At 38.0% G+C, this 14,967-nt stretch carries 16 protein-coding genes and 2 tRNA genes; 11 read left to right on the top strand and 7 right to left on the bottom strand.

Going from position 1 to position 14,967, the window contains the following annotated elements; all coding sequences use genetic code 11:
* Nucleotides 1-75: 75 nt before the first annotated feature.
* The 4 genes from F959_RS12205 to F959_RS12190 form a co-directional block, all read right to left on the bottom strand.
* Nucleotides 76-483, bottom strand: a complete 408-nt coding sequence (locus tag F959_RS12205; protein WP_004880586.1) for a hypothetical protein — start codon at nt 481-483, stop codon at nt 76-78.
* 26 nt (nt 484-509) lie between these two features.
* The gene (locus F959_RS12200; protein ID WP_004880585.1) at nt 510-1,424 is read right to left on the bottom strand and encodes a DMT family transporter; all 915 of its coding nucleotides are present in this window, start codon (nt 1,422-1,424) and stop codon (nt 510-512) included.
* A complete protein-coding gene (locus tag F959_RS12195; protein WP_004880584.1) occupies nt 1,421-1,999 on the bottom strand; it encodes a TetR/AcrR family transcriptional regulator in 579 nt (192 codons plus the stop codon). The genes F959_RS12200 and F959_RS12195 overlap by 4 nt, the downstream gene beginning before the upstream one ends.
* A gap of 143 nt (nt 2,000-2,142) precedes the next feature.
* Nucleotides 2,143-2,682, bottom strand: coding sequence for an HPP family protein (locus F959_RS12190; protein WP_004880583.1), 540 nt, complete (start codon nt 2,680-2,682; stop codon nt 2,143-2,145).
* A 92-nt stretch (nt 2,683-2,774) separates the two neighbouring features.
* Between F959_RS12190 and F959_RS12185 the strand changes: the two genes are divergently transcribed.
* Entirely contained in the window at nt 2,775-3,326 is a 552-nt protein-coding gene (locus tag F959_RS12185) for a TetR/AcrR family transcriptional regulator (protein WP_004880582.1), read from the top strand.
* Nucleotides 3,327-3,393: 67 nt separating this feature from the next.
* Here the strand turns inward: F959_RS12185 and F959_RS12180 are convergent, their stop codons facing one another.
* Nucleotides 3,394-4,494: a DUF6670 family protein gene (locus F959_RS12180; protein ID WP_004880581.1), complete on the bottom strand. Its 1,101-nt coding sequence runs from the start codon at nt 4,492-4,494 to the stop codon at nt 3,394-3,396.
* A gap of 100 nt (nt 4,495-4,594) precedes the next feature.
* On the bottom strand, nt 4,595-5,485 hold the full coding sequence (locus F959_RS12175; protein ID WP_004880580.1) for an ATP-binding protein: 891 nt from the start codon (nt 5,483-5,485) through the stop codon (nt 4,595-4,597).
* Nucleotides 5,486-5,663: 178 nt separating this feature from the next.
* Here F959_RS12175 and F959_RS12170 point away from each other — a divergent pair, with 178 nt between their 5' ends.
* From F959_RS12170 to F959_RS12155, 4 genes are all read left to right on the top strand, one after another.
* Complete coding sequence (locus tag F959_RS12170; protein ID WP_004880577.1) at nt 5,664-7,172, top strand: DUF3336 domain-containing protein; 1,509 nt, start codon at nt 5,664-5,666, stop codon at nt 7,170-7,172.
* A complete protein-coding gene (locus tag F959_RS12165; RefSeq protein WP_004880576.1) occupies nt 7,147-7,965 on the top strand; it encodes a protein kinase domain-containing protein in 819 nt (272 codons plus the stop codon). The genes F959_RS12170 and F959_RS12165 overlap by 26 nt, the downstream gene beginning before the upstream one ends.
* Nucleotides 7,966-8,081: 116 nt before the next feature.
* Nucleotides 8,082-8,166, top strand: a tRNA-Leu gene (locus F959_RS12160).
* Nucleotides 8,167-8,234: 68 nt separating this feature from the next.
* Nucleotides 8,235-8,308 (top strand) — tRNA-Trp (locus F959_RS12155).
* Between the two features lie 67 nt (nt 8,309-8,375).
* Here the strand turns inward: F959_RS12155 and F959_RS12150 are convergent.
* Nucleotides 8,376-9,269, bottom strand: a complete 894-nt coding sequence (locus F959_RS12150) for an AraC family transcriptional regulator (protein WP_004880574.1) — start codon at nt 9,267-9,269, stop codon at nt 8,376-8,378.
* 493 nt (nt 9,270-9,762) lie between these two features.
* Here F959_RS12150 and F959_RS12145 point away from each other — a divergent pair, with 493 nt between their 5' ends.
* From F959_RS12145 to F959_RS12120, 6 genes are all read left to right on the top strand, one after another.
* Nucleotides 9,763-10,749 carry an alpha/beta hydrolase gene (locus tag F959_RS12145; protein ID WP_228127151.1) on the top strand — a complete coding sequence of 329 codons (987 nt, stop codon included), beginning with the start codon at nt 9,763-9,765 and terminating at the stop codon, nt 10,747-10,749.
* Between the two features lie 251 nt (nt 10,750-11,000).
* Nucleotides 11,001-11,495 carry a (R)-mandelonitrile lyase gene (locus F959_RS12140; protein ID WP_004880570.1) on the top strand — a complete coding sequence of 165 codons (495 nt, stop codon included), beginning with the start codon at nt 11,001-11,003 and terminating at the stop codon, nt 11,493-11,495.
* 107 nt (nt 11,496-11,602) lie between these two features.
* A complete protein-coding gene (locus F959_RS12135) occupies nt 11,603-12,223 on the top strand; it encodes a carboxymuconolactone decarboxylase family protein (protein WP_004880569.1) in 621 nt (206 codons plus the stop codon).
* Between the two features lie 98 nt (nt 12,224-12,321).
* Nucleotides 12,322-13,338 carry a zinc-dependent alcohol dehydrogenase family protein gene (locus tag F959_RS12130; protein WP_004880567.1) on the top strand — a complete coding sequence of 339 codons (1,017 nt, stop codon included), beginning with the start codon at nt 12,322-12,324 and terminating at the stop codon, nt 13,336-13,338.
* Nucleotides 13,339-13,422: 84 nt separating this feature from the next.
* On the top strand, nt 13,423-13,773 hold the full coding sequence (locus F959_RS12125; protein ID WP_004880565.1) for a cyclophilin-like fold protein: 351 nt from the start codon (nt 13,423-13,425) through the stop codon (nt 13,771-13,773).
* Entirely contained in the window at nt 13,773-14,954 is a 1,182-nt protein-coding gene (locus F959_RS12120; RefSeq protein ID WP_004880563.1) for an MFS transporter, read from the top strand. Before F959_RS12125 ends, F959_RS12120 begins: the two co-directional genes overlap by 1 nt.
* Nucleotides 14,955-14,967 lie beyond the last annotated feature (13 nt).

Below are 14,967 nucleotides of genomic sequence, written 5' to 3'. Positions count from 1 at the left end.
TACGTTAGTACGAATAAAAGTAAGATGCAGAAAATCTGATTTTTCTGCATCAACTATTTGATAGGTGAGCTTGTTTTAAAGAAAGTGGCTGACACAAATTTTAATGTTTTTAAGTGCCAAATTTGAACATCCATAATGAACACATTCTTCTGCTGAGAATCCTTCATGAGCTAAAATTATAAGAAATTGTTTTATCGCTTTCACTTCTGCTTTTGATAATGAATGTTCTTGAGCTTTTAACTTAATACCTAACATAGGGTAAGGACTTTCCGTCGGGGAACATTCAAAATACCACCATTGTTGACACTCTAAACATCGATAATATGTTATGGAATAGTCAAACTTAGGTATAACTTCATCCGTAGGAGCATCTTCTCTGAAGTATTTGGGAAAGTTCTCAACTACATCAAAATTAAAACTAAAAAGGTTATTAAAATCATCTGGGCAAGCAAAAAAAGATTTTATTTTTCGACATTCACACATTTTAATGGCTCTTATCAGGCGGTTAATTACTTTGGCTTGTCTGCTTTAGACAACACGGCTAAACAAACAAAAATCAAAGCCATACCTAACCAACCAATCGGCGCCAGTTGCTCGCCAACCAATAACACAGCAAATAAAGCCGCAATCAGTGGTTCGAATAAAGTAAGTGTAGTTGCTGTGCTAGCAGAAATTGTTTTTAGGGCATAGCCGAAAAGTAAATAGCCTAAGAACATTGGGATCAGCATCATATAACCAACAACATAAAGATTAACTGGCTCATCAAATAAATTTGAGCCTGTAAAAAATAGAGTTGGTAATAAGATTAATGCGCCAAAACCAAAAATAAGGCCCATTGATGCTCTAGAGTCGACTCCACGATCAATCATTTTTTTAGCTGCCCACGAATATAAAGAATAAGTGAGTGCTGCAATTAGCCCAAGAATGATGCCTATGGTTTTCTGATCCGCTGCAATTGTTTGCGTTGCTCCGTGTGAATGAGATTCACCTAGCGATAATAAAAGTACGCCTGCAACGCCAAAGACAAAGCTAATGAACCATTTTCCAGAAAGTGCTTTTTTATCGAAAAATTTTTCTAATAATGCCGTAAATAATGGTGCTGATCCAATCGAAACAACAGTACCAATGGTAATACCTGCCATTCGCATAGACGTATAAAAGGCCAGTGGATAAATCGCAACTGAAATCATTCCAATCAGTAGTAAAGGATAATATGAGCGAATTTGTGGTAAATGATTCAGAATTGTTTTATGGGCTAATAGTGCTTGCAGTAAACCACCGCCACCCATGGCAATTGCCCCAATAGCTAAAGGACTGAGATTGGGAGCATAAGATGCAGCTGTTCCAGTCGTTCCCCATAAAATTGAAGCAACTAAAACAGCAATAAATCCATAATATGAGCTGAGGTTAAGGGAGTTATTCAATTTGAAATCTCTTGTTCTAACATGGTCTGAACCATTTTCTTTGCTGCAAATACTTTAGTACTGGTACTTTCTAAACCAGCACGAGCAATTGAACCTTCTAAGATAAATGAAATAAGCAAAGCCAATTCCTGTACTCGTTGTGGATCAGTAATCATTTGATTTAAATGATTCGCAACGATGCTTTCGATTTCATCTTTATGATTTTTTACGGCTAAGCGCTCAGGGCTGTGTGCTGGAAATTCGGCTGCTGCATTCAATAAACCACAACCACGAAAGCCTTTTTCATAGGCAAATTCGGCATGGTCTTGATAAGCATCAAAAATTGCCAGAACTCCATCAATAGGTGTTTTGATCTGCTGCTTTCTTTGTTCATATAAATCTAGCCACTCTTGATGACGAGCTTCGATATAACAACTAATCAAATCAGCTTTGGTGGGAAAGTTGTTATATAGCGACATTTTTGCCACTTGAGCTTTGTCTGTAATGCTGTTGATACCTGTGTTTGCGATTCCATCGTTATAAAACAATGTTGCTGCTGCATCCAAGATTTTTTGTTTTGCTGATTTCGTGCTCATAATAAAATTTTATTAGGTATACCGATCTACCTAATGTTATGCGAGAGTAAATGAATTAGCAAGATAAAATTCACTTACGGAAGGAAAGGGAATAAAGGTTGATTAAGAAGATGCGTATCTTCTTAATCAACTCAAAAATTTATTTATAATTGTTTTTTACTGTGAATGATTGCTAGCCCATAAATTGGCCATTTCTTTTCAGCTTTGATGTTATTGACCAGCCAAGCGACCAGTACCAAAGCAATTGAACCTAAAAGAACTGGAAAAAATAGAAAACTCCACTGGTACTGAATGGTATGTGCAGTGAGTAATATCACCAGAGGATTTGCACCAGCAGGTGGATGCACGCAGCGAAGAATTTGCATAGCAGAAATTGCGCAACCAACTGATAATGCAATACTTAATGCTGAAACACCAACGGTTTTTAAAAAGAATAAACCAATAAAAGCCGAGACAAAATGCCCCAAAATAACGTTACGTGGTTGAGCTAAGGGCGACTGAGATACTGCATATAAGATGACACAAGTCGCGCCAAACGGTGCCATGATAAATAAGTTATTTGTTAATTTGCTGAGCAGAATTAAGATCAAAATACTTAATGTACCGCCGATTAAACTTCTAATGATATCAATATATTGGGGTAGTGGTGCTAGATGTTCTTTACCTTTGAATAAAGCCAACATGGTTTTCTCACTGATGTCTTGATTTCCAGTGATAATAAAACTAAAATTAAAAATAGTACAGATCTGTACTATTTTTAATTGGGTAAAATTTTATGTCTAAATCAGCAACTAAAATTTTAAATACTGCGGAAAAATTATTTTATGAAAATAATTTCGTCGGGGTTGGTGTTGACTTAATTCGGGATGAATCTGGTTGTTCTAAAACAACGATGTATACCTATTTTAAAAATAAGAATCAGTTGGTGAAATCTGTTCTTGAAGCAAGAGACGAAAAATTTCGACAAAGTTTGCTTAGTTATGTGGCTGATGCAAAAGGACGAGAGGCTTTGAATAAATTAATTGATTGGCATTTGTTGTGGTTTCAAGAGGATAACTTTAAAGGTTGCTTATTTGTTCGAGCAGTAGCAGAGTCACATTATAGTGACCAAGATATTATTGGCGTGTCTAAAGTTCATAAGATTTGGATTCGAAATCTAATTACCAGTTATCTTCAAAGTGATCCAAAAACTGACAGTTTAGTTGAGATGATTTATACCCTAATTGAAGGTTTAATCAGTCGCTTTTTGGTTGAAGGGTATGATGCAAAAATTGCTGAGAATATAAAGAATTCAATTAACCAAATGATTGATATTTATAGTTCTTAATCTGGCGATGCTTTGAATGACCGTCTCGCTTAGGAGGAGACGATCATATTTCAAAATTTGGATGAATTTATTCCTTAAACGCTTTTTGGTTTTCTACATCAACATATTCAATATAGCCGCGACCTTCAATCGGATTGTTGCGGTATTCACCTCTAAAAGTATAAGCACTTGCATAGCCAATACCATGACCATAACGGAATGGACTATCAATTTCTGCGGTAATCTCTAAGACTTTTTCATTTGAAGCATCTTTTACAGACCAACAGAATAGCTGCGGTAGACGCATTTTCTTACCACTCGGCGAAACATAGTCATCCACTTGATGAGCAATGACTTTGAATTCAACATTGGTATATATTTCAGCAGCTTTATCCGTATGACGTACATGTAAACTATAAGCAGCAGGTTGACCTAAAATATCAGCTTTTGTGAGTAGTAGCTGAGTCGTTTCATTTAAGTTAATGATCTGATAAGTAAAGAAATCTAATGGTAGTTTATAAGCTTCAGGTAGCAGCTTTTTCACGACACCGTGCGCACCGGCAGCTCTTGCATACTCATAGGTACATAAGCCTTCAGCTGGAGTCACTTGTCCTTCGTATTCAAGTTGACCTTTGAAATTGGCCAATAAACTAAAGTGATCGTAAATAGGTGTTTTGATAAACCATGAGACGTGTTCACTCACATCGAGCTCAAAATCAAAACTCAAACCATGATATGCACCTTGTAGATGAATATTTGGTAATGTTCCACTGATTGAAACTTCTTCACCGAGTTCAATCAAACTGCCATTTTCTTGAATATTGGTTTGTTCAGGAATGATGTAGGCTTTTAACAGATGCTCATCGACGGCAGCGGTACTGGAAAATAATGTTGCTGTTTGTCTCGGATCTCCAAGCGTGATGTCATCATGATCAAAAGCGAGTGCGCCAGGTGTACCCAATAGGATCATGATATTTAAATAACGATGTGGCTCAGGCAGTAAAGGAAAGAAAATGCCGTAGTGTGTCCAAGTGTAGAATTTTCCTTGAGTTCTTGGACGAATAATATCGGGTTCTGAAAATGGAATAGTAGAGAATTTTACGGCTTGGTCTAAAGCACCCTGTGCCAACAACAGGCTTTTGCCTAAAAATTTGCTGGTCAGGGAAGACGGTGGCAATTGTTTTTTCATCTTTGTTTCCTTAACTCTTTCCTTACTGAAAAAGTAGGTTATGAGAAACAATTGCCTTTGCTAAGCGGAAATAAGGACAACGCTACGGCTTTTCAGGACATTATCCTTTTTGATTGTTAGACAATTTTTCTAACTTTTGCGAACCAATCCAATGCTTTGAAAACTGATAGGCTGCACGACCCGAACGTTGCCCGCGTGCTTGACACCATCTCAAGGCTTCAGCACGAACTTCGTCGTTATATTCCAAATGAGCTTTGTGGATATAATGCTCGACGATGGTGAGGTAAAGCTGTTGATCCATTGGATAGAATGAAAGCCACATCCCAAAACGATCTGAAAGCGAAATTTTCTCTTCAATCGCTTCTTGAGGGTGTAATTCTGTATATTGTGGTACGTCTACTTTACGCACAGGGGTATTTTCATGCATAAATTCAGGCAGTAAGTGACGACGGTTACTGGTCGCATAAATAATAAAATTGCTTGAACCAGATTGTAGCGAACCATCTAATACACTTTTGAGGCTGCGATAGTTTTCATCTTCAGCGTTAAAGGCCAAGTCATCACAATAGACAATAAATTTCTCTGGACGATGTTCAATCAGTTTTTGAATTTTTGGAAGGTCGGATAAATCATCACGCTCGATCTCAATCAAACGTAAACCTTGAGCTGAATATTCGGTCAGCAGGGCGCGAACGATAGAGGATTTTCCTGTTCCACGAGATCCAGTCAATAAAATGTCATTTGCAGGTAAGCCATTTAAGAACTGTAAGGTATTTTGAATAATTTTTTCTTTTTGGCGTTCAATCCCTTTTAAGTCTTCCAAATGCATTTTTTTAGGTTGTTGTACTGCGAGCAATTGCTGATTTTCCCAACGAAATGCAATCGCTGAAAAATCTGTCGCTTGTTTGGGTGCTGGGAGAACTTGCTGTAACTGTGTTAAAACACTGGATAACGATTGGAGAATAGATTCAGGTAATTCCAATATAGCCATAAATACAAACCAAACTCAGTGATCAATGAATATGGATACTATCATTGCTATTACTAAAATAAAGGAAATATCATCAAAAGAATGCAATAAATAGATTTTATACTTGATTGTTGTCCGAGCTTTTTGCATTGTATAGGTGCAAGAATAGAAAAAATATGAAGACAAATTAGGATCAATCATGTTAGTTAAAGTTCAAGAGAAAAAGAATACATATCAAAAACATAGAATTGATGTCCTACATGAAAGTTTAAAGCATGCAAGCAATTATGCAGAATGGAAACAGATTGCACTTAAATTAGATGAAGAGTCAGGTAAAGAAGAATGGAAGTATGATAATCAGTCGCCTTATTTTGATGCAGAAGTGCTTTCAAAACGCTATAACTTATTAAAAAAATACCGTACTCAACGCCGTATATTGGATCTGATTTATGTTCTTCGTGAAGGTTTGTCTTATGATTTTGCTAATATCGGTCATCCAATGTTGTTTGCAGAAACCTATATTGGTACAAAAAAAATCATTGAAAACTATGTAGAAGAAGTCAGTAATTGTCTGCAATACCTCGCATCGAGTGAATGTATTACCTTCCAGTTGAAAGAGAAAATTCAGTTCTTTGATGAATGCCATAAAGCTTATGGTCAGCCAGCGCTGATGTTTTCAGGTGGTGCAACACTTGGTTTGTTCCATACAGGCGTTTGTAAGGCATTACTCGAACAAGATTTGATGCCAAGAGTATTATCTGGTTCAAGTGCTGGGGCAATTATGACGGGTATGTTAGGTGTATCCGCTAGTGATAAAGTCCCAGATTTATTGAATGGAGAGCATTTTTTTAGTGATGCTTTTAAGTTCAGAAAAATCTCAGATTTGATCAAAGGACATGGCGGAATTGCAGATGTGATGTTTCTAAAAAAGTTTTTGATGCAAAACTTGGGTGATCTGACATTTGCTGAAGCTTATGAACAATCTAAACGCCATATTAATATTGTAGTCGCGCCTTATAACACAGCCCAAAACCCACGTATTATGAATGCCTTAACAGCACCGAATGTTTTAGTGTGGAGTGCGGTTTTGGCTTCGTGTGCTGTGCCTGTTTTATTTCCACCAGTGCATCTGACGAGCAAGCGCTATGATGGTCAGCATACACCTTATATGGCAAATACCAAATGGGTAGATGGCAGTATGCGTAGTGATTTCCCTCAGGAAAAAATGGCTCGGTTGTATAATATTAATTATACGATAGCGAGTCAGGTCAATCCGCATATCGTGCCATTTATGCAAAGTGATACAGAGCGATTCCGTCGAGATGTCTTGATCTGGCCTGAAAGAATTATTCGCCATCAAGGTAAAGCAATCGCGATGGATATGATGGATTTAACTCGGAATTATATGGGGAGTTTTTTCCCAATCCGTCGTGTTTTAGATCATGGTTACGGTATCTTAGGACAACGCTATTATGGTGATGTGAATATTATTGCGCGTTATGGTTTACGCCATTATAGCTATATGCTTAAAAATCCTCGCCCGAAACTATTTAAAATATTGCAGCAGGAAGGTGAACGAGCGACATGGCCTAAGATTGCCTCAATCGAAACGCATGCACGTATTGGTAAAACCATTGAACATTGTTTAGCATCACTCCGTAAGCAGGAAGAAAAGCAGCAGAATGAGTATTATTACGTCGATCTTTGATCATAATTTTCAACCCACTGAATTAACTTTAAAAACAAAAAATAAAAGTTATGAATTTGGTCGACGTTTATATACATTTAAAAATGCTGAACAGCGATACTGGCTTAAATATCATCTTGCTGACACTCACTCAGTTTTGGAGCAATCTTTTCAAAATGAATTGAATTTTTACAAACAGTCTGAAAATAGAGAAATATCATTTTTATTGCCACATCAAACAATTCAATTTCAAGAACACATCATTTTTCAGGATTTAATTAAAAAGGGAGAGGGACTGCTATTACCTGATTCCGAGGATTTCTTTGCTGATCTTTCTGCATATCAAGAGATAGATGTGATTCAACAAAAAATTCTTTCTGCTTTGTCTACTTTGCAATCCTTTCACCAGTTGGGATGGGTGCATGGAGATCTAAAAACTGAACATTTTCGATGCTTGGAAAATACCTGCAGACTAATTGATTTAGAGCAAAGCTTTGTTCAGATGAATAATACACAAACAGGGCTGAATGCCACACCACACTATATGGCACCGGAGTTGTTTCATGGAAAAGCTAAGACAGTGCAAAGTGATTTATACGCATTTGGAATCATTCTTTATGAATGGCTGACACAATCACGATTAACTGCCAAGACCTATCAAGATTGGGCAATGTTGCACTGTCAGCAATTCCAAATACAACTACCTGATCGGTTTAAGCAGTTTCTACCTTTGCTCGATGCTCTCTTAAAGAAACAAGTAGCATTGCGTGTTCCATCTGCGCAAGATGCCATAGATACTCTAAAAATCGCTTAACTTGTTGTAAAAATAAACATAAATGCTTGATTTGAATATTATATGTTCATTTAACTCAATTTTTACGGATAAAGGCTTGTCATAAAGTACGTTTCTCACTAATATGCATACCCATCGGGGGCGTGGCGAAATTGGTAGACGCACTGGATTTAGGTTCCAGCGCCGCAAGGTGTAAGAGTTCGAGTCTCTTCGCCCCCACCAAATTTAAAAAGCAAGTATATCTTGCTTTTTTTATGGTTAAGTCAGAAATGGCTCAATCATGTGGTTATAGAGGATTGGTGTAATGGTAGCATGACGGTCTCCAAAACCGTTCGTCAAGGTTCGAGTCCTTGATCCTCTGCCAAATAAATGAAGAAGCCCTTGTAATTACAAGGGCTTTTTTATTGCCAATTTTTTATGAAACTTCCTAATTAAAAACTTTTTAAGTCTTCAGAGGGTGGAGTTCCAAAGAAACGTTTATATTCTCTTGAGAATTGAGAAAGGCTTTCGTATCCAACCTGGATACTTGCCGTTGAAATATCACTATTTGTTGTGATTAACAATCGACGTGCTTCAGTAAGTCGTATACGTTTTTGATACTGCAAAGGGCTCATCGAAGTGATGTCCTTGAAGTGCTGATGAAAACTCGAAGCACTCATTCCCATCTTGGTTGCAAGTTCTTCCACCTGAAATGGTTTTGCAAAATTATTTTTTAACCAGTCAATTGCTTTGACAATACGATGCCCAGCTGTACCTGTTGCCGCGATACGTTTTAGACGATGGCCTTGTGGACTCATCATTAAACGATATAGGATTTCCTTTAGAATCAGTGGTGATAGGATTGGAATATCATCTGGTGATGCCAATAAATCGAGCAAACGAATAAAAGCATTGTTAATCTCTGTCGTGACTTCTCCAATCGCAACACCTTTTCTGTCATTATCGTTCGTTTGAAAAGAAATATGCGCTTCTAACATGAGTTGAGCTAATAAATAAGGATCTAATTTTAGAATAACTCCCAAATAGGGCTGATCTGGAGTTGCTTCAATAATTTGGCTGATGATGGGTAAATCAATTGCAGTAAATAAAAAATGATGAGCATCATAGGTATAGGTTTCTTCGCCTAAGATTACTTGCTTTTTACCTTGAGCGATCATACACAGACTCGCATCTAAGATATAACTCGTTGGTGGTGTAGGAGAGTCCCAACGATGCAGCGTTAAACCTGCAATGGGTGTTTCAAACTTATTTGTCCCTTCAGTCCATTGATTGACAAGTTGGCTCAGCCGCCGCTCACGATTTTGAGTTGTTGTTGTATAGCTCATGTCATATCTCATTTACACATCATCGTTTTATTGTACGACCTCTACTTCTTAAAGTAAGGCTTAATTCTAAAGAATCGGAGAATTAGGCAAATATCGCGTAGGAATGAGACATCCCTTTCTTTGTTTGTTTTTTATACTTGTTCTCAGCATCTAATTTGCAGCTGCTGAGTGTTATTTTAAGTCTGTTTGAATTCTTAATTTTTTAAAAAGATTATTTTACAGTTTCTTATCATCATAGGTTGAATGCTAAAAAATAATAGCCAGCCATTAAATCGCATTTTCAGACTGCAATTACTCAAAGATTAGATCAAATTTTATTATTGATAAATCATTTTTATCAACTGGATAACACAGTTTTTTTGGAGGAATGATCATGATTCGGTCTTTCAAACTTTCGAGTTTAAGCACTCAATTTAAATGGGAGATGACAAGTATTCGTCATTCCTTGAAAAAATCTTTGGGTCTAACTTCTTTAATTATTGGAGCGTTAACTATGAATCAAGCAACTCTCGCAGATCAGCCATTAAAACTCAGTAATACATGGGATAAGACATTTGTCCAAAGTAGTAAAGTTGATCATAAAAAAGTAACGTTTAAAAATCGTTATGGCATTACTTTGGCAGCTGATCTTTATATACCTAAAAATACGAGTGGAAAGCTTGCAGCAATTGTGGTGAGCGGGCCATTTGGTGCTGTTAAAGAACAAGCATCTGGTCTTTATGCACAGACGATGGCAGAAAGAGGCTTTGTAACGCTTGCATTTGATCCATCATATACAGGTGAAAGTGGTGGTGAGCCGAGAAATGTAGCATCACCAGACATCAACACAGAGGATTTTAGTGCTGCTGTAGATTTTATTGGCCTTTTGCCGAATGTTGATCAAAATCGTATTGGTGTGATTGGAATCTGTGGTTGGGGTGGCATGGCATTAAGTGGTACAGCGATTGATAAGCGGATTAAAGCTGTTGTTACTAGCACAATGTACGATATGACGCGTGTTATGTCTAAGGGCTACAATGATAGCGTAACGCTTGAAGAGCGCACAAAAACGCTTGAACAATTGGGTCAGCAACGTTGGCAGGATGCCAAGAATGGAACACCAGCTTATGGTCCAGTATCACTGGAATTAAAAGGAGGTGAACCACAGTTTGTTGTGGAATATGCTGATTATTATAAAACCCCGCGTGGTTTCCATCCTCGTGCAATCAATTCGAATGCTTCTTGGTCATTAACAACACCATTATCATTCATGAATATGCCGATTCTAACTTACATCAAAGAAATTTCACCGCGACCTGTTTTATTCATCCATGGTGAAAAAGCACATTCACGTTATTTCAGTGAAACGGCTTATGAGGCGGCTTTGGAGCCAAAAGAACTGTTAATTATACCGAATGCGAATCACACCGATCTTTATGATCGCGTGGATATTATTCCATTCGATAAAATGACAGATTTCTTCCAGAAAAACCTTAAGTAATTTTAGATAAAAGCTTGAAAACTAAAAAAGTCTACAGCACTTTTGATTTTAGTTTTCAAGCTTGAGGTTGATTCGATTCGTTTGAATTAAGTTATTGATATAAATTTGAAACTATAAAAAATTATAGGAATAGGCAAACATCTTACAGGAATAGATCAGCATATTTTGTGTTTGTTTTTTATACTTATTCATATTGATTGGTTTGAAGTCTTTGATCGCTATTTAACGGCTTCTTTTTCTGAGAAAGAGATATGTTCCCTAAATCATTCGCTTTAGTTACAACACTTTTATTACTCACGACAGGAGTTCAAGCAATGGAAAATCAATTACCAGCATCTCAAACGATTAAAAAATCGAGTGAGCAGCCTGTTATAGAGGGTTCTGATAAAAACTTTACAGGTTCGGTGGCAATTAAGCCGCTTACAAGTGTGACAGACGGAATAAATGCGCCGAGTGCGTATGTGAGTTTCAACGCTAACTCTCGTTCTTTTTGGCATACCCATCCGAAAGGACAATACCTTGTTGTGACTGAAGGTGAAGGCATTGTACAAGAGTGGGGCAAGCCCGCAGAAAAAATTGCTGTAGGTGATGTGATTTATTGTCCTCCTGGAATTAAGCACTGGCATGGTGCAAGTGGACATTCTGCGATGACTCATTTAGCCCTTACTGGTACTGATGAAAATGGTCATAACGTAGATTGGCTTGAGCCTGTAACAGATGAACAGTTTAAAGAGGCGAATCATTGAATATAAAAGGTATTTTTATATTGATTGGCTTGCTTGGGCTATTGGGTAATCAATATTCAATAGCCGCCACCGAGCAAAGGATACGATCTGAAAATGAGGTGAAGTCTGTGGAAAATACTTTATCAACTCAACAACAAGCGATTATTCCTATTGCTGCTTTTGCCGCCACTGGTGATCTTGAAAGTTTAAACCGCGAGCTTAATCAGGGATTAGATGATGGTTTAACCATAAATGAGATCAAAGCAGTTTTAGTCCAAACCTATGCTTATGCTGGCTTTCCTCGTAGTTTGAATGCACTGGCTGAATTTATGCGAGTCATTGAACAAAGAAAATCTCAAGGGATTGATGATCAAGAGGGTAAAAGAAGTCAGCCTTTAGCACAGAATTATAATGCGCGTATTCAAGGAGAGCAGAACCAAACTCAGCTTGTGGGTCAGCCTGTAACTGGCGCTTTATTTGAATTTTCACCAGAAATTGATGAATACCTTAAAACGCATTTGTTCGGTGATATTTTTTCTAGAGACGTATTAAGTTGGCAAGATCGTGAAATTGCGACAGTCAGTATGCTTGCTGCAATGACTGGAACTGAAAGTCAGCTGAAGTCTCATGTGAATATGAGTTTGAATATTCAAGTGAGCGTCCAGCAATTGAATCAAATCCAGCAGATTCTCGCTGAAAAAGTTTCATTAGATGCTAGTCAAAAGCTGCAAAAAATTCTAAACCCTTAATTCTCATATTCTTTATTTAATTTTTAAGCGTGGATCACTACGCTTAGGGCTTTCTTTGTCTAAAAAATACTATGTGAAGCCCAAAGTCGGAGTTTTTTATGAAAGCTACAATGCTCTATGGGCCAAATGATGTCCGTTTCGAAGAATGTCCTGAACCAAAGATTATGAAAGCAACGGATGCCATCATTGAAGTTGTTGCTGCATGTGTTTGTGGTTCAGATTTATGGCCATATCGAGGGATTCAAAAAATTACTGAACCGATGCCGATGGGACATGAATATTGTGGCATCGTCAAAGAAATTGGCGCAGATGTGAAAAATATTCAGGTTGGTCAATTTGTAATCGGATCTTTCTTTGCTTCTGACAATACTTGTTTTGTTTGTGAGCATGGTTATCAATCAGCATGTGAACAAACTGAGTTTGTTGGCGGTGCTCAAGCACCTTTATTACGAGTTCCTTTAGCAGATGGGACGTTGGTTGCAACTCCCGCAGTGCCAGAAGCTGAGATGATTCCTGATCTTTTAGCCGCTTCTGATGTTTTGGGCACTGGTTGGTATGCCGCAGTAGCTGCAAATGTTCAACCGAATAGTACGGTCGTTGTTGTTGGCGATGGGGCGGTTGGCTTACTTGGAATCCTCTCCGCTAAGCAAATGGGTGCAACTAAGATTATTGCGATGAGTCGCCATGAGGCTCGCCAAAAATTAGCTGTTGAGTTTGGTGCGACTGATATTGTCACTGAAAGAGGTGATGAGGGTGTTAAGCGCATTTTGGAATTAACGAATGGTCATGGTGCAGACTCAGTTCTTGAATGTGTAGGCACACAAGAATCTATGATGCAAGCCATTCATGCCGCTCGACAAAGTGGTTATGTCGGATATGTTGGTGTGCCGCATGGTGTTGATTTAAATGGAGAGGAACTGTTCTTTGAGCATGTTCATTTACATGGTGGACCTGCACCAGTTCGCCAATTTTTACCTGAACTGATTGATCTGATTTGGAATAAAAAAATCCAGCCCGGCAAAGTGTTTGACCTAACCTTACCTTTAGAACGGGTTGCCGAGGCTTATCAAGTAATGGATGAGCGTCGAGCAATTAAAGTGTTATTACAGCCTTAAGTTATTAATTTGCATATGGTGTCAATGCCGTATGCATTTACTTTGCTATGTGCCCTGAGAAGGTAACCAATAGAAGGAATAGTCATGGAAATTCAACTGATTTTTGAAGAAACAACTTTATCTGCACGCTTGGATGATACGGTCGCTGCAAGAAGTTTTTATGATTCCTTACCTTTGGAGTTAACACTCACTGATTATGCTTCTACAGAAAAAATTAGTGATTTAGCAAAAGCCTTACCTGTTCACAGCGAACCTAATGGCTATCAGCCGAAAGTTGGAGATATTACTTATTATGCACCTTGGGGAAATTTAGCCATATTTTATAAAAATTTTGGTTATGCCAGTGGACTTGTTCGTTTAGGGGAAATTTCTGACGATATTCAACTGTTAAGAAAATCAGGATTGTTGAATGTACGGATTGAGGCAACTCAGTAATGCAAGCAGGTGAAGGTCATTCAAATACCTATGATTTCGTCGTAGCAAGTATTTCATTTGTAATGATCTTTGTCACAGCGGGTTCTCCGATTCCATTGTTTAATATTTATCAGTCTGAATATGGCATCAGCAATGCTGATCTTGGTCTTGTATCCGTTGCTTATTTTATCGCAGCAGCGGTTGCACTATTGGTCTTAGGTCGTATTTCAGATTTTATTGGACGAAAAAAGGTTGCGATTATTGCTTTAATGGCTGCAATGCTGTCATGTGGATTATTGTTCCTTATACATGGATTTTGGTCATTATTCGCTGCGAGGCTGTTACAAGGTTTGGCATGTGGCTTAAGTGCTGGAGCCTTAACAGCATTTATTGTTGATACATCATCTGAAAAGTTACGTTGGCTTGCTGCTGTGATTACGAGTAGTGCGCCGATGATTGGTATTCCAATTGGGGCAATTAGCTGCGGTTTTCTCATTTTAACGGGTAAGCAGAATTGGTTTTTAATCTATGCTTTGGTCGGAATTGTTCTTGCTGCTTTAATCCTATTGATCTCATTGAGTCGTGAAACAGTTTTATTTCGAAAAGGTGTGATTTATTCCCTCGTACCGCGTTTATATCTACCCAAAGCGGCAAACCAATTTGTTTTGATTGCAAGTATGGTCTTTTTGGCAACGTGGTCTTTAGGTGGCTTTTATCAAGCTTATGGCCCTGCGTTGGTACATCATTATTTGGGTACAGACAATCCTATCTTGGCTGCTTTGGTATTCGCTGCAATCATGATCCTGACTCCGTTGGGTAGTCCTTTAAGTCGTTTTTTCATGGCTAAGAATGCGGTCAAAACAGGAATGTTTATTTATATCTTGTCTTTAATAACCATCCTAACAAGTCTGAAGTTCGGCTTTATGGTTGCATTTATCGTAGCCAGTTTATGCGTTGGACTAGCGCAAGGGCTTGCAGTGACTGGTGCGATGGGCATTTTAATTCAAATAACAGACCAGCAAAATCGAGCTGGTTTGCTTTCGACTATTTATCTGATTGCGTACTGTAGTGCAGCAATTCCAGCCTTAATCTCTAGTCACTTTGCTTATAGTATGGAATTACTTCAGATCGGCTATGGATATGGCGTATTGGGAGGTGTGGCTGCTTTGATCGCTATTGTGGCAAGTCGTAAAAAGGATTAAATAGCAAATACTA

This window comes from Acinetobacter venetianus RAG-1 = CIP 110063 (genome assembly GCF_000368585.1).
Taxonomy (GTDB): domain Bacteria; phylum Pseudomonadota; class Gammaproteobacteria; order Pseudomonadales; family Moraxellaceae; genus Acinetobacter; species Acinetobacter venetianus.
This window is presented reverse-complemented; position numbering and strand designations above follow the sequence as displayed.